Annotated in this window: 21 protein-coding genes; 1 reads left to right on the top strand and 20 read right to left on the bottom strand. The window is 40.3% G+C overall.

The genetic code is table 11. The features are described from left to right. Nucleotides 1-8: 8 nt before the first annotated feature. From DKZ56_RS04840 to DKZ56_RS04775, 14 genes are all read right to left on the bottom strand, one after another. Nucleotides 9-506 carry a manganese efflux pump MntP gene (locus DKZ56_RS04840; RefSeq protein ID WP_208651635.1) on the bottom strand — a complete coding sequence of 166 codons (498 nt, stop codon included), beginning with the start codon at nt 504-506 and terminating at the stop codon, nt 9-11. A gap of 82 nt (nt 507-588) precedes the next feature. Further along, nucleotides 589-1,635 carry an L-threonylcarbamoyladenylate synthase gene (locus tag DKZ56_RS04835; protein WP_208651634.1) on the bottom strand — a complete coding sequence of 349 codons (1,047 nt, stop codon included), beginning with the start codon at nt 1,633-1,635 and terminating at the stop codon, nt 589-591. 145 nt (nt 1,636-1,780) lie between these two features. Beyond that, nucleotides 1,781-2,377: a stage II sporulation protein R gene (locus tag DKZ56_RS04830; RefSeq protein WP_208651633.1), complete on the bottom strand. Its 597-nt coding sequence runs from the start codon at nt 2,375-2,377 to the stop codon at nt 1,781-1,783. Nucleotides 2,378-2,421: 44 nt separating this feature from the next. Further along, entirely contained in the window at nt 2,422-3,285 is an 864-nt protein-coding gene (gene prmC / locus DKZ56_RS04825) for a peptide chain release factor N(5)-glutamine methyltransferase (protein ID WP_208651632.1), read from the bottom strand. After that, nucleotides 3,272-4,348, bottom strand: coding sequence for a peptide chain release factor 1 (gene prfA / locus DKZ56_RS04820; protein WP_208651631.1), 1,077 nt, complete (start codon nt 4,346-4,348; stop codon nt 3,272-3,274). The genes prmC and prfA overlap by 14 nt, the downstream gene beginning before the upstream one ends. A gap of 172 nt (nt 4,349-4,520) precedes the next feature. Then, nucleotides 4,521-4,844 (bottom strand): hypothetical protein, encoded by a 324-nt coding sequence (locus DKZ56_RS04815; RefSeq protein WP_208651630.1) that lies wholly within the window; start codon nt 4,842-4,844, stop codon nt 4,521-4,523. 29 nt (nt 4,845-4,873) lie between these two features. Beyond that, nucleotides 4,874-5,446 (bottom strand): thymidine kinase, encoded by a 573-nt coding sequence (locus DKZ56_RS04810; RefSeq protein ID WP_208651629.1) that lies wholly within the window; start codon nt 5,444-5,446, stop codon nt 4,874-4,876. Nucleotides 5,447-5,531: 85 nt separating this feature from the next. Beyond that, nucleotides 5,532-5,732 carry a 50S ribosomal protein L31 gene (gene rpmE / locus DKZ56_RS04805; protein WP_208651628.1) on the bottom strand — a complete coding sequence of 67 codons (201 nt, stop codon included), beginning with the start codon at nt 5,730-5,732 and terminating at the stop codon, nt 5,532-5,534. Nucleotides 5,733-5,903: 171 nt separating this feature from the next. Further along, on the bottom strand, nt 5,904-7,181 hold the full coding sequence (rho, locus tag DKZ56_RS04800) for a transcription termination factor Rho (protein WP_208651627.1): 1,278 nt from the start codon (nt 7,179-7,181) through the stop codon (nt 5,904-5,906). 128 nt (nt 7,182-7,309) lie between these two features. Beyond that, nucleotides 7,310-8,272 (bottom strand): class II fructose-bisphosphatase, encoded by a 963-nt coding sequence (gene glpX / locus DKZ56_RS04795; protein ID WP_208651626.1) that lies wholly within the window; start codon nt 8,270-8,272, stop codon nt 7,310-7,312. A gap of 71 nt (nt 8,273-8,343) precedes the next feature. Then, nucleotides 8,344-9,624 (bottom strand): UDP-N-acetylglucosamine 1-carboxyvinyltransferase, encoded by a 1,281-nt coding sequence (locus DKZ56_RS04790; RefSeq protein WP_208651625.1) that lies wholly within the window; start codon nt 9,622-9,624, stop codon nt 8,344-8,346. Nucleotides 9,625-9,809: 185 nt separating this feature from the next. Beyond that, nucleotides 9,810-10,460 carry a fructose-6-phosphate aldolase gene (gene fsa, locus DKZ56_RS04785; RefSeq protein WP_208651624.1) on the bottom strand — a complete coding sequence of 217 codons (651 nt, stop codon included), beginning with the start codon at nt 10,458-10,460 and terminating at the stop codon, nt 9,810-9,812. Between the two features lie 178 nt (nt 10,461-10,638). Continuing rightward, nucleotides 10,639-11,502, bottom strand: a complete 864-nt coding sequence (locus DKZ56_RS04780) for a class II fructose-bisphosphate aldolase (protein WP_208651623.1) — start codon at nt 11,500-11,502, stop codon at nt 10,639-10,641. A 243-nt stretch (nt 11,503-11,745) separates the two neighbouring features. Next, a complete protein-coding gene (locus DKZ56_RS04775) occupies nt 11,746-12,111 on the bottom strand; it encodes a response regulator (RefSeq protein WP_208651622.1) in 366 nt (121 codons plus the stop codon). A 231-nt stretch (nt 12,112-12,342) separates the two neighbouring features. Here DKZ56_RS04775 and DKZ56_RS04770 point away from each other — a divergent pair, with 231 nt between their 5' ends. Next, a complete protein-coding gene (locus DKZ56_RS04770) occupies nt 12,343-12,870 on the top strand; it encodes a DUF2529 family protein (protein WP_208651621.1) in 528 nt (175 codons plus the stop codon). Between the two features lie 115 nt (nt 12,871-12,985). Here the strand turns inward: DKZ56_RS04770 and DKZ56_RS04765 are convergent, their stop codons facing one another. The 6 genes from DKZ56_RS04765 to DKZ56_RS04740 all read right to left on the bottom strand — a co-directional run bounded on the left by DKZ56_RS04765 (nt 12,986) and on the right by DKZ56_RS04740 (nt 21,192). Next, a complete protein-coding gene (locus tag DKZ56_RS04765) occupies nt 12,986-14,593 on the bottom strand; it encodes a CTP synthase (protein WP_208651620.1) in 1,608 nt (535 codons plus the stop codon). Nucleotides 14,594-14,952: 359 nt separating this feature from the next. After that, nucleotides 14,953-15,546: a DNA-directed RNA polymerase subunit delta gene (gene rpoE / locus DKZ56_RS04760; protein ID WP_342775797.1), complete on the bottom strand. Its 594-nt coding sequence runs from the start codon at nt 15,544-15,546 to the stop codon at nt 14,953-14,955. Nucleotides 15,547-15,613: 67 nt separating this feature from the next. Continuing rightward, on the bottom strand, nt 15,614-15,772 hold the full coding sequence (locus DKZ56_RS04755) for a hypothetical protein (protein WP_208651618.1): 159 nt from the start codon (nt 15,770-15,772) through the stop codon (nt 15,614-15,616). 241 nt (nt 15,773-16,013) lie between these two features. After that, nucleotides 16,014-19,307, bottom strand: coding sequence for a fused isobutyryl-CoA mutase/GTPase IcmF (icmF, locus tag DKZ56_RS04750; RefSeq protein ID WP_208651617.1), 3,294 nt, complete (start codon nt 19,305-19,307; stop codon nt 16,014-16,016). Between the two features lie 103 nt (nt 19,308-19,410). Next, nucleotides 19,411-20,049 (bottom strand): TetR/AcrR family transcriptional regulator, encoded by a 639-nt coding sequence (locus DKZ56_RS04745; RefSeq protein WP_208651616.1) that lies wholly within the window; start codon nt 20,047-20,049, stop codon nt 19,411-19,413. 3 nt (nt 20,050-20,052) lie between these two features. After that, nucleotides 20,053-21,192 (bottom strand): acyl-CoA dehydrogenase, encoded by a 1,140-nt coding sequence (locus DKZ56_RS04740; protein ID WP_208651615.1) that lies wholly within the window; start codon nt 21,190-21,192, stop codon nt 20,053-20,055. Nucleotides 21,193-21,200 lie beyond the last annotated feature (8 nt).

The following is a 21,200-nucleotide window of genomic DNA, read 5'->3' as shown; positions in this document are numbered from 1 at the left end:
CTTTCTTATTACTGTTCCCATAAAGTATATACACTTATTGTAATTAAAGATATGCCCGCAATCCATTTTAATGGCGTGCTTTTTATCGAAATGCCCGATTTCGCCAAATATAATGCTGTATATGATAGGATAAAAGCCCATATTCCTGCACTTGCAATAAAATAATATTTTTGTAAATTAAGCATACCAAAAGAAATACTTACTGAAAAGGTGTCTAAACTCGAAGTAATGGCTAATAATCCAATCGGAATTGAAAAATAGGGATTTTTTGAAGATACAATAAATTGCAATCCAATAAAAAATAAAAGGCAGCTGGATACAATATTCGACCATTGCGCTAAAAGATGCAGCATCCAATTGCCTACTGTAAATCCGATAATGGGAAAAATCATATGGAGAATGGCTGTCCACATGGAAAGAAAAAAGCGGCTTGTTACATTCGGAATCAACAAATAAAGTGCTGCCACATCCAATGACACGATGAGTCCAGAAATGATTTCTTGCAATTATCGTCCTCTTTTCATTTTAAGGTAGGCACTTTATTTTATGATTTTGAAGAACGGAATATTATGAGGGAAAGCGCCAGCACTATTCAGTACCTGGCACTTCTATAAATTTCCCTCCTGCCGCTTTAAAAAGACGATTCATTATTGCTGCGCCGACGCCTTCTGAAGAAGTGGTTGTAGCTAAAATAATGGTAGCATCGGTTTTGTCGCATGCGCGGAGTGAATCATATAGTTTGGCAGCCATTTGCTTTTGATCTTCTTCATCGCCAAAGGGGAAAAAGTAATCTGCGGATGTTGCAGAATAATTGGACGGGGCAAGCAGCGCAACCCGATGGCCTTCCTTTTTCAACTTGGCGATTGTCTGTTTGATTTTCTCATGATTTTTTTCAATTAAATACACCGGCGCTTCTGGAGCATAATGGGTGTATTTCATGCCCGGGGCTTTCGGAGTGGATTCCAGCTCTTGTTCTTTCGGCGTCGGTTCCAACACTTCGCCGATTTCGTCTTCCAACATTTCTTTAGTAATGCCGCCCGGACGCAAAATCACCGGGGGATTTACCGTCACATCCAAAACCGTCGATTCGATGCCAATCCCAGTTGTTCCGCCATCCAATATTAAAGGAATGCGTCCTTTTAAATCTTCATATACGTGGGCTGCTTTTGTGGGGCTTGGCTTCCCGCTTCGATTGGCGCTGGGAGCTGCAAGCGGTTTTTTCAATGCCCTTAAAAGCTCAAGCGCCACTTCATGGTCCGGCATGCGAATCCCTACTGTTGATAAACCTGCTGTGACGCTTGTTGCAAGCACTCCCCTTTTGGCTTTCATAATGAGCGTCAAGGGACCTGGCCAAAAGCGTTCCATTAATTTTTTCGCATTTTCTGGAATTTCTTCCACATAATTCGGAACTTCTTCCATCGTTCCAATATGTACAATGAGAGGATTATCAGAAGGACGTCCCTTTGCTTTATATATTTTCTTTACCGCTTCTTCGTTTGTTGCTACTGCTCCTAATCCGTACACCGTTTCAGTTGGAAAAGCAACAACTTCCCCTTGATTTAAAATATCCACAGCTTGTGCATAAATTTTTTCTTTATCCACTTTTTTATCCACAGTAAGTAGGACTGTTTTCATGTATGTCATCTCCTGATAAAACTGAATTTCTGAAATATTATCCACATTTTGTGGATAATTTTGTGCAAAATGTGTATAACTTTTCTGAATATAGTGGAAAATTTGTAGAATTTACTCGAATGGGTACCCATTTCAGTGGATAACTTTAACTAAACCATTTTTTCAACCATTCCCACACGATAAACCGCACTTCTTCTTTCTCTTCTTTTTCCGTTTTCTCTTTGTTTTTGTCGCTCGGACGTTCACATAAATTGGAAAAAATGCTGCACCAGAAGTTATCCCCACGCCCTGCGCCAATTGTCAACACTAACGAATGGTAATAAGCTTGTGGATAGAAAGTGTGTCCATCCCATTTTGGCGGCATTAAATGTTCGCCGATATTGATTTTCACATCACGATCAGAATAGTGCTGCCCAATATAAGTGGCCAATTTGGCAAAGGCTTCATCATTTTCTTCTTGATGGATTTCATTGTACTGAATTTCTGAGAAAATCGGTTCAAGGCTAGCCACCATTTCATTTTTGAACGCTTGATCGGCTTTTGTGTTGCTGTTTGCAATGACACGGATTTTTAAAGAATCATCTACCATCTTTTCCCGAGCTTCATAGATTTGATCAACTAAATCTGGAACCATTAGTAGAAAACAATATACTGCAAGAGCGGATGCAATCAATTTAAGAATGCTGATGATTGGATGAATTCGGTCTTTTTCGTTTCTCATAATCTCGTAATCATTTAACATTGTATTTCCCTCCCTGTCATCATCATGGACAGGCAGGGAAATTTTTATACATCGATTATACAAAAAACAAATCTATTTTTTTGATTTATATCTTTCACTATTTCAATTTGCGCTTGTGGAAAGCTTGATTTGAACAGTTCTGCCACTGCTTCCCCTTGATTGTAGCCGATTTCTACGCCAATCAGCGCAGGCTGATTTAATAGGTTAGGCAAAGTTTGAGCCAATCGTTTATAACATTGCAATCCGTCATCTTCTGCAAATAGGGCAAGATGGGGTTCATGTTCCAACACGACATCAGACATTTCTTTTGCCTCATGATGGGCGATATAGGGAGGATTGGATAAAATGACATCCCATTTTTCATTTGCAATCGGATCTGTTAAATCCCCTAATCGAAAATCGATGTCTGCATGCAAATGTTCTGCATTTCGTTTTGCCATGTTGAGTGCCGCTTCCGAAATATCCGTTGCCACCACTTTTGCATTTGGCCATTCCAGCTTCATCGTAATCCCAATAATGCCACTTCCTGTACCGATATCGGCGAGTTTTAACTCTTTCTTTTCACCAAACCATTTCTTCATTCTTGTCATTGCGCCAAGAATTAATTCTTCTGTTTCCGGGCGAGGAATGAGGACGGATTCATCCACCATAAAGGTTCTTCCATAAAATTCTTCAGTCCCTGTAATGTACTGGACTGGCCTGCCTTTTGCATGTTCCTCTACCATTTGTTGAAAGGTGAGTCGCTTCTCTTCCGGCATTTCTTCATGAATGTGCATCATCAACCCTGTATAGTTTGTTTTGTAAAGATGCTGCATTAAAATTCTTGCTGCATTGGCGTCACGACCATGTTCCGTTAAAAAAGAAGAAGCCCAATTGAGGGCCTCCACCACTGTATTATGCTTCTTCATTTAATCTCGCCAATTTGGAAGCTTGATCTTCCATGATAAGTGCGTCGATGATTTCATCAAGCTTCCCTTCCATGACTTGGTCCAGTTTTTGAATCGTTAAGCCGATTCGATGGTCAGTGACGCGGTTTTGCGGATAGTTGTAGGTGCGGATGCGCTCTGAACGGTCTCCTGTACCAACAGCAGATTTTCTTGCAGCATCCAATTCTTTTTGCTTTTCGCGGTTGTAGTGGTCCGCCACACGCGCACGAAGGACTCTTAATGCTTTTTCGCGGTTTTTAATTTGGGAACGTTCATCTTGCATGGACACGACAATCCCCGTTGGAATATGGGTCATGCGGACAGCAGACATGGTCGTATTAACGTGTTGTCCACCGGCTCCGGATGCAGCGAAAGTATCAACGCGGATATCTTTTTCATTAATTTCGATTTCTACTTCTTCCACTTCTGGAAGAACAGCCACTGTCGCTGTGGATGTGTGGATGCGCCCTTGGGATTCAGTTTGCGGCACCCGTTGTACGCGGTGAGCTCCGTTTTCGAATTTGAATTTAGAATAAGCGCCATTGCCGTTGATCATGAAAATAATTTCTTTGTATCCGCCGCTGGAGCTTGGAGAAGCTTCCAATACTTCCACTTTCCATCCTTGCGATTCTGCATAGCGCGTATACATGCGGAATAGGTCACCTGCGAAAATATTGGCTTCATCCCCACCTGCTGCACCGCGAATTTCCATGATTACGTTTTTGTCGTCGTTAGGATCTTTCGGAAGAAGAAGAATTTTTAGTTTTTGTTCCAGTTCTTGAATTTTATTTTTTAATGTGTTGAACTCTTCTTTTACGAGTTCATGCATTTCTGGATCCAGTTTTTCCTCCAGCATTTGTTTGGCATCTTCAAATTCTTCTTTTGTTTTTTTGTATTCCCGATATACTTCTACCGTTTCTTGAATATCTGCCTGTTCTTTTGAATATTGGCGGAGTTTCTTCGCATCGTTGACGATTTCAGGATCGCTCAGCAATTCGTTTAATCGTTCATAGCGTTCTTCTACAGCTTGGAGTTTATCAAACATGACGTTCACCTCGTTTGTAGTTCGATTTATATAAAAGGTTTAATGTTTCGTAAATTCATTGACTTTATTAGTATAAAGAAAATGAAAAGGTTGTGCTACTGGTTGATTTAGTTTGGGCTTGGGCTAAAATTTCCCTCGAATTGTCTGGATGGTAATTTATTTTGTGCGGATGCTACCTCATTTGTGCGTTTGCTCCCTTATTTAGTGCGGATACTGCATTGTTTCGTGCGGTTGCCTCCTCATTTTGTGCGTTTGCTTCCTCATTTTGTGCGGATACTGCTCTATTTCGTGCGGTTGCCTCCTCATTTCGGGCGGATACTGCTCTATTTCGTGCGTTTACTACTCCATTTGGTGCGGATACCACTCCAATTCGGGCGTTTGTCTCCTCATTTCGTGCGGATACTGCCACGTTTCGTGCGGTTGCCTCCTCATTTCGGGCGGATACAAATCCAATTAGTGCGGATACTTCTTCATTTCTCGCTTTTGCTTTCCCCATTGGTGCAGATTCTCCCCTATCTAATACTCTCACAAAGGAGGATTGGCGTGGCATTTTCGGCAAACGGGATAATATGTATCGTTTCCGCCGATTTGAATTTGTTCTCCGGTGTAAACTGGTTTTCCGTTTTCATCAATCCGTAAATTCATTGTTGCTTTTTTATGGCAGAACCAGCAAATCGTTTTCATTTCTTCAATTTTATCCGAATAGAGAAGCATATATTTGCTTCCTTCAAACAGCTCGTTTCGAAAATCATTTTTTAATCCAAACCCCATTACCGGGATGTCCAATGCATCCACAATTTGCGTTAATTGCAGCACATGATGTTTTTTTAAAAATTGCACTTCATCCACTAGTACACAATACAATTGTTCAGGATAATTTTTCACGATCTCAAAAATGTTCGTATCCTCATAAACAGGAATGGCTTTGCGGCGCATGCCGATGCGGCTTGAAACATATCCGACCTCATCTCGATCATCAATGCCGGAAGTAAACATTAAAACTGGTTTATTTTGCTCTTCATAATTATGTGCAACTTTCAAAATTTCAAAGGATTTTCCGCTGTTCATTGCTCCATATTTAAAAAATAATTGAGCCATTGTTCTCCCTCATTTTTGCCATTAATTATTGGTTCTTTTCCTTAAAAAAATGCCTGCCAGATTGTTGGCAGGCATTTCATACTTCTTATTTGAGACCGTATTTTTTGTTGAAACGATCCACACGACCAGCTGCAGTCGCGAATTTTTGACGGCCAGTGTAGAATGGATGACATTCGTTGCAAACCTCAACGCGAATGTCTTTTTTCACTGAACCAGTTTGGAATGTGTTACCGCAAGAGCATGTTACTGTTGCAGTATGATATTCTGGATGAATTCCTTGTTTCATATTCGTTTACCTCCCGCCCTGAACCATTTTTCTGGAACAGAGTTATTTATTCGTACTGTGCCTTACATAACCCGAATATGCCAGTTACATATGCACACGTAACATACTGAATCATAATAACATACAATTTTTAAACATTCAAGTTAAAGTATAAAGCAAATCATTGAAGCGTTAAAGCAATCCTTTGCCTTTTACTTTTTTCATTTCTTCATTTAAGATTTCAAAAAATTCTTCGTTGGATTCTGTTGAGCGAAGTTTTTTCAAGAAACGTTCTGTAAAATCAGGAGCGTCAGTGAAGGTTTTTCGAATTGCCCAAAGTTTTTCTAATTGATCTTGCGGAATTAATAATTCTTCTTTTCGTGTACCAGAACGGCGAATATCCAATGCTGGGAAAATCCGGCGTTCTGCCAAGTTGCGGTCTAAATGTAACTCCATGTTTCCCGTTCCTTTAAATTCTTCATAAATAACCTCATCCATGCGGGAACCTGTATCGATCAGCGCTGTCGCTAAAATCGTCAAGCTGCCGCCTTCTTCAATGTTTCGAGCCGAACCAAAGAATCGTTTAGGACGATGAAATGCCGCTGGGTCAATTCCACCGGATAGAGTTCTTCCGCTTGGTGGAATGACTAAGTTATAAGCCCTTGCCAGTCTCGTAATGGAATCCATTAAGATAATGACATCGCGTTTATGTTCCACTAGACGTCGGGCGCGTTCCAATACCAACTCCGCCACTTTTACGTGATTTTCAGGCACTTCATCAAAGGTAGAACTTACCACATCGGCTTTCACGGAACGTTCAATATCCGTTACTTCTTCTGGACGTTCATCAATTAATAACACGATGAGTTCTGCTTGAGGATAATTTGTTGTGATAGCATTGGCAATTTCTTTTAATAACGTTGTTTTACCTGCTTTAGGCGGTGCTACAATTAACCCACGTTGTCCAAACCCAATCGGCGCCACTAAGTCTATAATTCTTGTGGATAATTTATCAGGTGTTGTTTCAAGTTTGATTTGTCGATTAGGATAGATTGGAGTTAAAGCTGGGAAGTGAACGCGTTCTTTCGCAATTTCCGGATCTTCTCCGTTTACTGCGTCTACTTGAAGCAATCCATAATACCTTTCATTTTCTTTTGGTGGGCGTACTTTACCAGAAACTTTATCGCCATTTCGAAGGTCAAAACGTCGAATTTGCGAAGCTGAAATATAAATGTCTTCTTTGGAAGGCGAATAGTTGATAGGTCGAAGGAAGCCAAAACCTTCTGAATTGACGATTTCGAGAATCCCTTCCATAAAGAAATAGCCTTCTAATTCTGAACGTGATTTCAATATTGCAAAGATTAATTCTTTTTTTGTTAATTTGCTATAGTAGGAAATTTTGTATTCTCTTGCAAGATTATATAATTCCTTCAACGTCATGTTTTCTAATTGAGCAATCGTGAGAGACATAGCATTACTCCAGTCTTTTTATTTTTTTATCGAGTTGTTGGAAAGTCATTGGTGGAATGAAGAAGGATGAAGAAGATGCCTGATATATATTTAATATACTATCAGACATCTCAAATGAGTAGCATTTATTATTTTACGTAATTTGGTTTTTTCACCATGTTGTGGCGGCCTTCGATAAAGCGGACTGTGCCTGTTTTGGCACGCATGACAAGCGAGTTGGTTAAGCAGTATTCTCCTTTATATTGAACGCCTTTTAATAATTCAGTATCCGTTACGGCTGTTGCAGCAAAAATCGCATCGTCCCCTTTGACGAGGTCATCTAAATATAATACTTTTGAAACATCGAGACCCATGCTGATGCAGCGTTGTAATTCCTCGTCGTTTTGCGGAACAAGTCTTCCTTGGAAATCTCCACCTAAACATTTCAATGCTGCTGCGGCAATGACCCCTTCTGGAGCGCCTCCTGTACCAAACATGATATCGATGCCTGTTTCATCAAATGCTGTGCTGATTGCTGCACTAACGTCCCCATCTTGAATGAATTTGATGCGCGCTCCTGCCGCACGAATTTCATCCACGATATGTTGATGGCGCGGTCTGTCAAGAATGATTGCCACGACATCAGAAACAGATTTATTTTTAGCTTTTGCTACTGCTTTTAAATTTTCCGTAACGGATGCATTGATGTCAACTTTTCCTTTGCTTTCAGGACCCACTGCAATTTTTTCCATATACATATCCGGCGCATGCAATAAATTGCCTCGGTCTGCAATGGCCACAACAGTGATGGCTCCATTGCCGCCTTTTGCCACAATATTTGTACCTTCCAGCGGATCTACAGCGATATCCACTTCAGGACCTCCATTGCGAAGGCCAAGTTCTTCGCCAATATATAACATTGGCGCCTCATCCATTTCCCCTTCGCCAATAACCACTCTTCCGTGCATTGGGATTGTATCAAATAAAGCTCTCATTGCTGAAGTTGCCGCTTCGTCTGCTTCATTTTTTAAACCGCGGCCCATCCATTTGGCAGATGCGATTGCTGCTGCTTCCGTTACACGCACTATTTCCATCGTTAAACTACGTTCCATTTTATTTAGTCCTCCTACTACAATTACCGAGACTTCAATTTCCAAATGTCATTTTATCATATAATGAGCTATTACTCAGCCCTTTCCACCGTGCTGACTGTAATCGATTCTTTTCGAATATTGGCTCCGAGACTTTGCAATTTTTCTACAAAGTGGCTGTAGCCTCTTTCAATATGATAGATATCATGAATTTCCGTTTCCCCTTCAGCTAAGAGACCAGCAAGCACCAACGCAGCACCTGCCCGAAGATCGGTTGCTGTCACCTTGGAGCCATGCAACTTGGTTGGACCTTGAATGATGGCGGTATTTCCTTCCACTCTTGCATTCGCATTCATGCGCCTTAATTCGTCAATATGCTTAAAGCGAGATGTGTAGATGGTTTCCGTAATTTTTGAGGCACCAATAGCTTGTGTCATCAATACGGAGAGGGGTTGTTGAACATCTGTGGGGAATCCTGGATAGACCAGAGTTTTCACGTCAACCGCTTGCAAAATATCCGTTTTTGGGATGAAGATACTTTCTTCCCCTTCTTCCACTTTAACGCCCATTTCACGCAATTTTGCAGTTACTGCTTCTAAATGGAGCGGAATAATGTTGTCTACGGTAACGCCATCTCCTAATGCAGCTGCATAAATCATAAACGTTGCTGCTTCAATGCGATCAGGAATAATGACATGCTTTGTACCGTGAAGTTCTTCAACACCTTCTATCCGAATAACGCTTGTTCCAGCCCCTTTAATGTTCGCCCCCATATTTGTGAGAAGTGTAGCCACGTCAATAATTTCCGGTTCTTTCGCCGCATTCTCGATGATTGTTTTCCCTTTTGCACGGACAGCCGCAAGCATGATGTTGATGGTTGCACCTACACTCGCAACGTCCAAGTAAATTTTTGCGCCGGTCAACTCTTCCGCTCTTAAATAAATAGCACCGTGTTCATTTGTTACTTTTGCCCCTAAAGCTTCGAATCCTTTAATATGTTGATCAATTGGGCGCGGACCTAAAAAGCATCCCCCTGGAAGCCCAATGACCGCCTTTTTAAATCGGCCAAGCATTGCACCCATGAGGTAATAAGAGGCACGAAGTTTTTTTACATTGCCATTTGGCAACGGAATCGGCGTCATATTTCTTGGATCTATCGTCATTTTTCCATCTTCGAAAACGACTTCTCCACCGATTTCCTCAAGTAATATTTTTAACGTAAAAGCGTCTGAAATTTCGGGAATGCCGCCGATGGTCACTGGAGAGTTTGCTAGGATGGATGCGGGTATTAACGCAACGGCACTATTTTTTGCTCCACTGACTTTGACTGTTCCTTTTAGACGATTTCCGCCAATAATTTTATATACATCCATACGCGTTCTCCCTCATGATTGGAAAGTTTCCTTTATTATGGTCATTTTTCCACTGCAATACGCATTCAAAAAACACATTCATTAACAATAGTTTATTTTTGCCCGGCAAATTTGCTAGCAATTTATCTTATCTTATCTTTATTCTTTTCAGTTCTTTTAAGAAACTAAACCATGTTTGGCTATTTTTATTGGTTTTTGCGTTTTTCCCAATCGGCTAAAAATGTTTCGATTCCTTTATCCGTTAATGGATGATGGAACATTTGTTTAAGCACTTTAAATGGCACTGTGGCAATATCTGCACCAGCTAAAGCAACGTCAACCACGTGCTGCGGATGGCGAATGGATGCCGCAATAATTTCTGTTTCAATTTGATGAATATCAAAGATTTCTGCAATTTGGGCAATTAATTCAACGCCGTTTTGTCCGATATCATCTAATCGACCAACGAAGGGAGAAACGTACGTTGCGCCGGCACGAGCTGCTAGAAGGGCTTGGTTAGCGCTGAAAATTAACGTGACGTTTGTTTGAATACCTTTTTCAGAGAAATATTTGCATGCTTTTAATCCTTCTGGCGTCATTGGCAATTTGATTGTAATGTTTGGTGCAATTTGTGCGAGTTCAAGACCTTCGCGAATCATTCCTTCTGCATCAAGGGAAATTACTTCTCCGCTGACAGAGCCGTCAACTAGTTCTGCTATTTCGCGAAGACGGTCATGGAAAGAGATTCCTTCCTCTTTTGCCACTAATGAAGGATTCGTGGTTACGCCTGAAAGAATCCCCCATGAATACGCTTCTTTAATTTCATCGAAGTTTGCTGTATCAATAAAAAATTTCATAATAGCCCTCCCCTATTGTTATGAAAAATGAAGAGAAGGTCGCACATTCGACACTTCTCTTTGTTACTATTTCGAAGTGAACTTTTCGTTTGTTTAAAGTCTATACTAGACATTTATAGATAAAAAATAAACCATTATTTCGGACTATTTTTCCGCTATGGTTTGCGCATTTCAACCATTATTCGAAGGCTTTGTTGGAGCTTCCGAATTCGCGGATTTTTCCAATAACTGTTTCTTTGATTGCTTCGCGAGCAGGTCCTAGATATTTACGTGGGTCATAAAGTGTTGGATCTTTTTCAAGAATTTCACGAACCACTTTTGTTGCAGCAATTTGGTTTTCTGTGTTTACATTGATTTTTGCTGTTCCTAATGAAATGGCACGTTGAATGTCTTTTGTTGGGATTCCTGTTCCGCCGTGAAGAACAAGTGGAAGGTTTGTTAAATTCGAGATTTCTTCCATTTCTTTAAAACCTAGTTTTGGTTCACCTTTGTAAGGACCGTGAACAGAACCTAATGCTGGAGCTAAGCAGTCAATGCCAGTGAGTTCAGCTAGTTGTTTACATTCTTGCGGATCCGCATAAATGATGCCGTGGCCTACTACATCGTCTTCTTGTCCGCCTACAATACCAAGTTCTGCTTCAACAGATACCCCTTTGGCATGTGCATATTCAACTACTTTTTTTGTTATTTCTACGTTTTCTTCAAATGGTTTGTGGGATGCATCGATCATGACAGAAGTGAAACCGGCGTCAACGGCTTCTTTACATTTTTCGAAGCTGGAACCGTGGTCTAAGTGGATGGCAACAGGAACGGTAATGTTGTAGCTTTCCATTAAACCTTTTACCATGTGGTAAACAGCAATAAAACCGCCCATATATTTACCAGCGCCTTCAGAAACACCAAGGATGACAGGGGATTTTTCTTCTTCAGCCGCTTGCAAAATGGCTTGTGTGAATTCTAAATTGTTAATATTAAATTGACCAACCGCATATTTTCCTTCTTTCGCTTTAATCAGCATTTCTTTCATCGATACTAATGGCATTATTCAAATCCTCCTCAGGATGGTTAATTTAATAACTTTTTCCGTAATAATAGTACCAAATTCAAGAATTACTCACAAGTATAGAGGGAAATGTTAAGAAGTTGCGGATGGCAGGCCTTTTTTGAACTCTGGTTTCGTGAAGGATGCAACTTGCGGAATGGGAATCTCCTTCTCTGTACTCCATTATGAAAAATATAAGAACAATAAAATTACCGTTCCAAATAGTACGGAACGGTATATTAATCAGAGTCGTTTTTCTAATAATTCGAGAACCGTATTTTTTAATTCATGCACATTAAAAGGTTTTGGAAAATAATAATCTGCATGGCAGCTATTTTCTTGTACGCGCATTTCTCCTTCATCATATGCCGTCATCATAAATACCGGCATATCAGAATATAGAGCTTTCATCTTTTTTAACACTTCTTTTCCATCCATTCCTGGCAGTTTCATGTCCAGAAGCACGCCATCCATTTTCGTCTCTTCTAAAATTTTCAGCGCCTCTTTTCCATTGGATGCTAAATACGTTTTCACTCCTTCCGATGTAAAAATTTCATCGAGCAGTATACGGATTCCTTTTTGATCATCCACAATCAGTATTTTCTTCACAATTTTTCTCCTCAAATTCAATATGCTTTTTTCCAATCCCCCATTTTAATTCCCTTATTTTCATTATAATAAACATATTTTTTACATTCTATGTAAAATATGGGCAATCGTTATTCTATTTTGTATTTCACATCCTGATGCAGAAAAATCATGCCATCAAGCAGTTTTTATGTTTTCCTCTATTTTTGCATTTCAAAGGGCTGCCATTTATAATTGGTTTGAGGTGGAAATATGTCAAAAATCCTTGCAACCCAATTAAATGGGTTATATCAAAAAATTATCCAAAATGAAGAAGATTCCATTGAACAAACAGCAAGGCTTCTGGCACAAGCCGGTATTGGAGAAGGGAATGTTTTTTTTGCATGCTTTGATGAACTCCAGGCAGTTGAATTTTATGCTTTATATAGCGAAGAGCCATTTGCGAAACTTTCCAAATGGTCGCCGGATGTGGACATTCATGAAGCCGATCGGGTTTTAATCTTCACAAAAAGCGCCCAAAATCCAGAAGCCCTTCAACTGGCGAAAAAATTATATGATGAGTTTATCCCTTTTGCTGTTGTGGCCAGTGATGCTGCCAGTGACGAAAATGAGTTGAGCAATTTGGCTTATACTTATATTTCCATGCAAATACGAGGTGGATTGATTCCCCATCCGACGAAATTAGGTGAACGGATTGTGGTGCCTCATCTCCACGCCGCACTATTTATTTATGAAGCCATTAAAATTGTTTATGATGAAATGTTGGAAGATGAATTATAATTTTTATGACAAACCTAGAGTAAACAGTTTAAACTTCGCTCTTTTTTTATCTCATCTGCACACAAAAAGTCCGGGCTTCCTTTCCTGACAGCCCGGACTTTTTTATGTTAGGACATTATTGATTTTTACGATATTTAAATGCTGTTCCAATAAATTCTCGGAATAGCGGTTGTGGACGTTGCGGACGAGAAACAAATTCTGGATGGAATTGGCATCCGATGAAGAATTTTTTCTCCGGCAATTCGATGATTTCCACTAAGCGGTTATCAGGGCTTGTCCCTGAGAACACAAGGCCTTCCGCTTCCATCGCTTCACGGAATTCGTTGTTGAATTCATAGCGGTGGCGATGGCGTTCATAAATTAATTCATCTTGATAAGCTTGCTCAGCTCGAGAACCTTCCAATAGTTTGCATGGATATAATCCTAAGCGCAATGTGCCGCCTAAATCCATGTTTTCTTTTTGGTCTGGCAGTAAATCAATAATTGGATATGATGTGTCTTTATCAATTTCTGTTGTGTGGGCGCCTTTTAAGCCAAGAACATTGCGGGCAAATTCGATTGCCATCAATTGCATACCTAAGCAAATGCCAAGGAATGGAATGTCGTTTTCACGGGCATATTTAATGGCTGTAATTTTTCCTTCCGTACCGCGGTTTCCAAATCCGCCAGGCACCAAAATTCCGTCGGCGTCTTTCAATTTTTCATGGACATTTTCTTCTGTAATTTCTTCTGCGTTAATCCAATCAATGCAAATATCGGAATCATACACGTATCCCGCATGTTTCATCGCTTCAACGACTGAAATATAGGCATCTTGCAATTCCACATATTTACCAACAAGGGCAATACGTGTTTTGTATTTCAAGCTTTTCACTTTATGCACAAGCTCTTGCCAATCAGACATATCCGCTTCAGGAGCTTCAATGCCGAAATGTTCAAGTACGATATCATCAAAATCTTGTGCATGCAGATTTAATGGCACTTCATATAAGTGTTCTACATCACGGGATTCAATGATGTTGCGAGGAGAAACATCGCAGAACAACGCTAATTTTTCTTTCATGTCATCGAAAACAGGCAATTCTGTACGCACCACGATAATATTTGGCTGAATGCCTAATGAACGCAATTCTTTAACAGAATGTTGCGTTGGCTTCGTTTTTAATTCGCCTGATGCTCGGATATAAGGGATCAACGTACAATGGATATACATCACATTATTTGGACCTAAATCGGATTTCATTTGGCGAATTGCTTCTAAAAATGGAAGACCTTCAATATCCCCTACAGTTCCGCCCACTTCTGTAATGACGATGTCGGCATTTGTTTCTCTTCCAGCACGCTGAATGCGTTCTTTAATTTCATTTGTCACATGCGGAATAACTTGCACCGTTTTTCCGTTGTAGTCGCCGCGGCGTTCTTTCGCAAGAACTGTTTGATAAATTTTTCCGGACGTTACAGTTGAATGTTTTCCTAAATTAATATCGATGAATCGTTCATAGTGGCCTAAGTCCAAGTCTGCTTCAGCACCATCATCTGTTACGAATACTTCCCCATGCTGGTAAGGGCTCATTGTACCGGGATCTATATTCAAATATGGATCAAATTTTTGAATCGTTACTTGCAAACCGCGATTTTTTAACAACCGTCCAAGAGATGCTGCTACAATCCCTTTTCCCAAGGAAGACACTACTCCACCCGTTACAAAAATATACTTTGTCATTTGTAAGATTCCTCCTCAAAATATTTCCACATTTTATCAAATGAAGAAGCTCATTGTAATCATTGCTGCATGTTCGTTCAAAATCCTTTTCTATATTATCTTTGCCTACAAGCAACATTCCCAAAAGGAAAAAGGCTAAACATTGAATCAGAAAGTTTATGGCATTTTAGAAACAAGTTGCAATGAACATAAGCTTCCTTGCGGGTTAAAAAATAAAAAACGCTCCTCCTGCACGTTCGCAGGGGGAGCGTGAATCTATCACGTTCATTCTCCTTTTGAAGGAGCCCAAATAAAAGATTAAACGGAAGCGAAAAATTAGTCAAGAGATTTAAACAAAAATACATTTTTACAGAAAATTATTACTCTTCTTCTTCCTCATTTTCCTCATCTACTTCAATTACATCATCGTCGTCCATTAAGAATTCCTCATCTTCTTCTAGCAAATCATCATCTACATCTGGAATATCTTCAGGAAGGTCAACATCGATATCGTCTAAATCATCCTCAAATTTATCTACAATTTCATCATCAAAGTCAAGGTCTTCTTCATCTTCATCCAAGAACTCTTCAAGTTCTTCTTCAAATACAATATCCTCTTCATCGATGATTTCTTCTTCATCATCAAAGTAAGCAAGTCTCGTTCTGCGTCTGCGCGTTTTAATTGTAGGAGCTGTTTCTTCCTCAACTGTTTCGATTTTATACCATTCACGAAGCCCCCACATATTTTCGTGATTTAATAAGAAACGGCCATCCACATTTAAATCTGTAAAGAATTGCACTAATACATCCTTTACTTCTTCTTCTGAAAATCCTTTTAACTGCTTGATTTCTTCAAGCAAATCAAAAAATGGAACGGCTGTTTTTTTCTCTTCCAAAATTGCATAAGCTAAGTCAATTAACGATTCTTCTGCTATTTGCTCTTTTGTCATTTCACGAATCTTCAACTCGTGCACGCCCTTTCTTTTACATACATTACACATGCTATCCATTATATACATATAATTGTATACTATGCTAGATTCATTTGTTGTTTTTTATTTTATAAAATTCTCTAAATGCCAAAAAAAATAAATATCCTGATAAAATTAGCAGCGGAATCGCTCCTAATTGTTTATTATACAAAAAGAAGGTTGCAATGAGACAAGCTAAAATGACTAAATAATGTGTGTATTGTTTCAATTGCAACCCTCCACTTCTTGTAAAAAACATTATAGCTAATTTTCCTCCATGGATGATAGAATTTTGCAAAGTTTTTTTATAAAAATGATAATTCATCAAAATTTTACCTGTATATGTATAAGAAGAGGAAGCGTTCGAAACCTAGCCTTTTCGAACGTTCCTCTTTTCATTATAGACAAAAACTTTACTTTTTATATTTTAATTGTTCTTTTGGATTTTGTAAAAAATTCCTGCTTCCACTTTACATATTTCTTCGATATTGGCCGCCCACTTCATATAAAGCTTTTGTAATTTGGCCTAGACTTGCCACTTTGACAGTTTCCATCAACTCTTCAAAAATATTGCCGCCAGATAGTGCCACTTCTTGAAGACGTTTGAGCGCTTTTTCGCATTCCTCTTTGTGTTTTTCTTGGAAAGCTCGTAAATTTCGAATTTGCTGCTCTTTTTCTTCATTTGTTGCTCTGGCTACTTCTAATTTATCGATCTCTTCGATGGAAGCATTTGGGTTAATATACGTATTCACACCGATGATTGGCAGTTCGCCGGAATGTTTCAATTGTTCATAGTACATGGATTCTTCTTGAATTTTTCCTCGCTGATACTGCGTTTCCATCGCGCCAAGAACGCCTCCGCGGTCGTTGAGCCGTTCAAATTCTTCCAGCACTTTTTGTTCCACTAAATCTGTCAACTCTTCGATGATGAAAGAACCTTGCAATGGGTTTTCATTTTTCGATAAACCCAGCTCTTTTGTAATAATCATTTGGATGGCCATCGCTCTTCTTACGGATTCTTCCGTCGGCGTTGTAATGGCTTCATCATAAGCGTTTGTATGAAGCGAGTTGCAGTTGTCTTGCAATGCCATTAAAGCTTGAAGCGTTGTACGAATATCATTGAATGCAATTTCTTGGGCATGCAAGCTGCGGCCGGATGTTTGAATATGGTATTTAAGCTTCTGGCTGCGTTCATTTGCACCGTATTTGTCCCGCATCACAATCGCCCAAATGCGTCGGGCTACCCGTCCGATTACCGTATATTCAGGGTCAAGGCCGTTTGAGAAGAAGAAGGACAAGTTAGGTGCAAAATCGTCAATATGCATGCCGCGGCTTAAATAATATTCGACATACGTAAAGCCATTCGCAAGAGTAAAGGCCAGTTGCGTAATCGGGTTGGCTCCAGCTTCTGCAATATGATAGCCGGAGATGGATACAGAATAGTAATTCCGCACTTTATGTTTAATAAAGTATTCTTGAATATCTCCCATCATGCGAAGGGCAAATTCCGTCGAGAAGATGCAAGTGTTTTGGCCTTGGTCCTCTTTTAGAATATCCGCTTGCACTGTTCCGCGGACAACTTGCAATGTTTTTTCCTTCACTTCCGTAAATTCTTCTACTGTCAAAATGCGCCCTAATTCTTTTTCTTTTTTCTTCACTTGCTGGTCGATGGCTGTGTTCATAAACATCGCCAAAAGAATTGGCGCAGGGCCGTTGATAGTCATTGATACGGAAGTGGATGGGTCGCATAAATCAAAACCTTCAAATAGTTTTTTCATATCATCTAATGTGCAAACGCTCACACCAGATTCGCCAATTTTCCCGAAGATGTCCGGACGCTCATTTGGATCTTCACCGTATAATGTGACAGAGTCGAAAGCAGTTGATAAGCGTTTGGCTGGGTCATCTTTGGATAAATAGTGGAATCGTTTGTTTGTGCGTTCCGGTGTTCCTTCTCCCGCAAATTGCCGCTTCGGATCTTCCCCTTGGCGTTTGAATGGGAATACACCTGCTGTATATGGGAAATAACCAGGTACGTTTTCTTTACATACCCAACGCAAAATTTCACCGTAGTCTTTAAATTTCGGCAATGCCACTTTCGGAATTTTTGTTCCGGATAATGACGTCGTTGTCAGTAAAGTCCGAATTTCTTTATCCCGCACTTTTGTGACCATTTCATCCCCAGAGTAGGCTTCTTTTAATTTCTCCCAATTTTCTAAGATTCGTTTTGATTCCGGCGTCAGTTCGTTTTTGATGCCTTCAGCTAGCGCCTCCAAAGACTTGATGAGCGCTTCATCCGGATGTTTTTCTTTCAATTCGTTGATTGTGCCTTCAATTTGGTAAAGTCTTGTCGCAAGTTTTGCTTGCTGTTCCACTTTTTTATGGTAGTTGCGGACCGTTTCAACAATTTCTCTCAGATAGAAACGACGGTCATTTGGAATGATGACGTCTTGTTTTTCTGTTTTTGATACAATTTCATAAGAAGTTTTCCAATTATAGCCGAATTTTTCATTGATTTTATTGATAAGGGCGGCAAATAAAGCATTTGTACCTTTGTCGTTGAATTGGCTGGCAATCGTGCCGTAAACAGGCATATCATCTAATTTCTGATCAAACAATTCATGGGCCCGCTGATATTGTTTTTGCACTTGGCGAAGAGCATCTTCAGAACCTTTTTTCTCAAATTTGTTGATGGCAATTAAGTCTGCAAAATCAATCATATCAATTTTTTCCAACTGGGATGGTGCTCCGAATTCGCTCGTCATAACATACATGGAAAGGTCTGTATATTTTATAATTTCCGCATCCCCTTGGCCAATTCCGCTTGTTTCCACAAGGATTAAGTCAAAACCGGCCGCCTTGACCACATCTAAAATATCGCCAATGGCAGCAGATAGTTCCGAACGGGATCCTCGTGTTGCCAAGCTTCTCATGTACACCCTTTTATCGAAAATAGCGTTCATGCGGATACGGTCGCCAAGCAACGCCCCGCCCGTTTTTTGTTTCGTCGGGTCAACGGAAATGATAGCAATTCGTTTATCAGGGAACTCTCTCAAGAATCTGCGCACCAATTCATCAGTTAAAGAAGATTTTCCGGCTCCCCCTGTACCCGTGATGCCGACAACCGGTGTGCCTTTACTTCTTTCCCGGGCGAGTTTCAACATCTCTTCAATTTCCGGGTCGCCGCCGATTTCAGCCGCCGTAATTAAGTTTGCTAAAATTTCCGGGCGGTCTGTTGACAATTGATTCAGCTTTTCTACATAGTTTCCTGTCAGTCTTGAAAAGTCAGCACCCTTTAGTTTTTCATTCACCATGCCTTGCAAGCCGAGGCGCATGCCGTCTTCAGGGGAGAAAATTCCCGCAATGCCGTATTCATGGAGCTCTTTAATTTCCCGCGGCAAAATCACCCCTCCACCGCCGCCGTAGATTTTAATGTGGGGTGCTCCTTTTTCCTTCAGTAAATCATACATATATTTGAAGTATTCCATGTGTCCACCTTGATAAGATGACACTGCAACAGCTTGCACATCTTCCTGAATCGCCGCATTCACCACTTCTTCCACAGAACGGTTATGCCCTAGATGAATCACTTCTGCTCCGCTTGCTTGGAGAAGTCTACGGATGATGTTGATAGAAACATCGTGGCCGTCAAAAAGGCTTGATGCCGTCACAAAACGAACGTGATTTTTTGGATGATACACCTCTGTCTTTTGACGTTTGATTTCCGTCTTTGAACGTTTTTCCTCTGTTCGAACTTGAACCATATGATTACCCCTTCCGTTGAAAAATGAACAACATCTCCCTAAATGTGTGATAAAAACACCGCCATGCAACGAAATAGTCGTATGCAATTAGCGGTGTTTTTTCCTATTTTTCCCGGAAATGCAGAATGCCTTTTAAGAATAATCTCGTCTGCAATGCAATAAATTCTTCAATTGTATATTTCTTATGGTATGCCCATTTTCGGAATGCCCAGCTTTGGCCTTGAATCACCAGATGGTTTGCTGCTAAATAAATTTCTTCATCCGTCAGTTGAATTTCTCCCGATTTTACAACATTGCGCAAAATTTCCTCAAACAGCGAAACCATCTCTAACTCTTTTCTTAAAACATATTGCATTGCTTCTTTCGGGAATGATTTCGTTTCTTGATACATGACGGTGAATTCATCCACCATTCGGTCAATCAACAAGAAATATTGACGGATGGCTTCTTCCAACTCTTCAATTGTTCCATTTTTTGTGGAAATTTCTTCTAAACATTCCGTGACTTTATTATATATGTGGTCGCAAACTAAATAGAGCACATCTTCTTTTGTCCGAATGTATTCATATAATGTTCCAATACTAAAACCAGCAGCTTTGGCAATTTCCCTTGTCGTCGCGCGATGAAAGCCTTTTTCTTTTAATAATTTCACGCTCGCCTCGATAATTTGCTGGCGTCTTAATTCAATAAGGCATTCATCTTTAACGGAAGTTTGTACGACAATTTTTTCCTTTTTGCTCATAAGCTACTTTAACAACATGCGAGAGATTACAACTCTTTGAATCTCTTGCGTTCCTTCATAGATTTGAGTGATTTTAGCATCGCGCATGAAGCGTTCTACAGGATACTCTTTCGTGTAGCCGTATCCGCCGAAGATTTGCACAGCATCTGTCGTCACTTTCATGGCTGTATCTCCCGCCATCAATTTCGCCATTGCGCTTGCTTTTCCATAAGGTAAGCCATTGGATTCCAGCCAAGCCGCTTGGTAAGTAAGCAATCTGGAAGCTTCCACAGCTGTAGCCATATCCGCCAGTTTGAAGGATACCCCTTGATTTGCTGCAATTGGTTTTCCAAATTGTTCGCGGTTTTTCGCGTATTCGACTGCTGCATCTAAGGCTCCTTGGGCAATACCAACTGCTTGGGCAGCAATTCCGTTGCGTCCGCCGTCTAATGTTTGCATGGCAATTTTAAAGCCTTGCCCTTCTTCGCCAAGCAAGTTTTCTTTCGGCACTCGGCAGTTGTCAAAAATAATTTCTGCAGTAGGTGATGAACGGATGCCCATTTTATCTTCTTTTTTCCCTACTTGGAAACCTGGAAAGCTGGATTCAACGATGAAGGCGCTAACCCCTCTTGTTTTTTCTTCCGGATTTGTCAATGCAAACACGATATAGATGTCTGCAATACCGCCGTTTGTAATGAAGATTTTTGAACCGTTGATCACGTATTCATTTCCATCCAAAACAGCTGTCGTTTTCATCGCGCCCGCATCACTGCCAGAACCAGGCTCTGTTAAGCAGTAAGCCCCGATTTTTTTCCCTTCAGCCATTGGGCGAAGATATTTTTGTTTTTGTTCTTCCGTACCGAATTTATAAACAGGCCAGCCTGCAAGAGATGTATGAGCAGATAAAGTTACACCTGTGGATGCGCATACGCGGGATAATTCTTCTACGGCGATGACATAAGCTAAATAGTCGAATCCTGCACCGCCATATTCTTCTGGCCATGGAATCCCTGTCAAGCCAAGTTCAGCCATTTTATCCCAGATTTCTCTATCAAAACGAGCTTCTTCATCCCGTTCTTTTGCTGTTGGTGCTACTTCATTTTCCGCAAAATCTCTTACCATTTCCCGCAGTTGTTGATGTTCTTCAGATAATTGGAAATTCATGATAAGTC

It is taken from the genome of Ureibacillus thermophilus (assembly GCF_004331915.1).
Classification (GTDB): domain Bacteria; phylum Bacillota; class Bacilli; order Bacillales_A; family Planococcaceae; genus Ureibacillus; species Ureibacillus thermophilus.
The sequence above is the reverse complement of the archived record's forward strand: the minus strand, read 5'-3'. Positions and strand labels throughout refer to the sequence as shown.

What these genes read in the sequence shown, in the direction of transcription:
- DKZ56_RS04835 (WP_208651634.1), bottom strand. Translation starts at nt 1,635, where the DNA reads ATGAAAACAGTCCTACTTACTGTGGATAAAAAAGTGGATAAAGAAAAA.
- DKZ56_RS04830 (WP_208651633.1), bottom strand. Translation starts at nt 2,377, where the DNA reads ATGTTAAATGATTACGAGATTATGAGAAACGAAAAAGACCGAATTCAT.
- prmC (WP_208651632.1), bottom strand. Translation starts at nt 3,285, where the DNA reads ATGAAGAAGCATAATACAGTGGTGGAGGCCCTCAATTGGGCTTCTTCT.
- prfA (WP_208651631.1), bottom strand. Translation starts at nt 4,348, where the DNA reads ATGTTTGATAAACTCCAAGCTGTAGAAGAACGCTATGAACGATTAAAC.
- DKZ56_RS04815 (WP_208651630.1), bottom strand. Translation starts at nt 4,844, where the DNA reads ATGGGGAAAGCAAAAGCGAGAAATGAAGAAGTATCCGCACTAATTGGA.
- DKZ56_RS04810 (WP_208651629.1), bottom strand. Translation starts at nt 5,446, where the DNA reads ATGGCTCAATTATTTTTTAAATATGGAGCAATGAACAGCGGAAAATCC.
- rpmE (WP_208651628.1), bottom strand. Translation starts at nt 5,732, where the DNA reads ATGAAACAAGGAATTCATCCAGAATATCATACTGCAACAGTAACATGC.
- rho (WP_208651627.1), bottom strand. Translation starts at nt 7,181, where the DNA reads ATGTCTCTCACGATTGCTCAATTAGAAAACATGACGTTGAAGGAATTA.
- glpX (WP_208651626.1), bottom strand. Translation starts at nt 8,272, where the DNA reads ATGGAACGTAGTTTAACGATGGAAATAGTGCGTGTAACGGAAGCAGCA.
- DKZ56_RS04790 (WP_208651625.1), bottom strand. Translation starts at nt 9,624, where the DNA reads ATGGATGTATATAAAATTATTGGCGGAAATCGTCTAAAAGGAACAGTC.
- fsa (WP_208651624.1), bottom strand. Translation starts at nt 10,460, where the DNA reads ATGAAATTTTTTATTGATACAGCAAACTTCGATGAAATTAAAGAAGCG.
- DKZ56_RS04780 (WP_208651623.1), bottom strand. Translation starts at nt 11,502, where the DNA reads ATGCCATTAGTATCGATGAAAGAAATGCTGATTAAAGCGAAAGAAGGA.
- DKZ56_RS04770 (WP_208651621.1), top strand. Translation starts at nt 12,343, where the DNA reads ATGTCAAAAATCCTTGCAACCCAATTAAATGGGTTATATCAAAAAATT.
- DKZ56_RS04765 (WP_208651620.1), bottom strand. Translation starts at nt 14,593, where the DNA reads ATGACAAAGTATATTTTTGTAACGGGTGGAGTAGTGTCTTCCTTGGGA.
- icmF (WP_208651617.1), bottom strand. Translation starts at nt 19,307, where the DNA reads ATGGTTCAAGTTCGAACAGAGGAAAAACGTTCAAAGACGGAAATCAAA.
- DKZ56_RS04745 (WP_208651616.1), bottom strand. Translation starts at nt 20,049, where the DNA reads ATGAGCAAAAAGGAAAAAATTGTCGTACAAACTTCCGTTAAAGATGAA.
- DKZ56_RS04740 (WP_208651615.1), bottom strand. Translation starts at nt 21,192, where the DNA reads ATGAATTTCCAATTATCTGAAGAACATCAACAACTGCGGGAAATGGTA.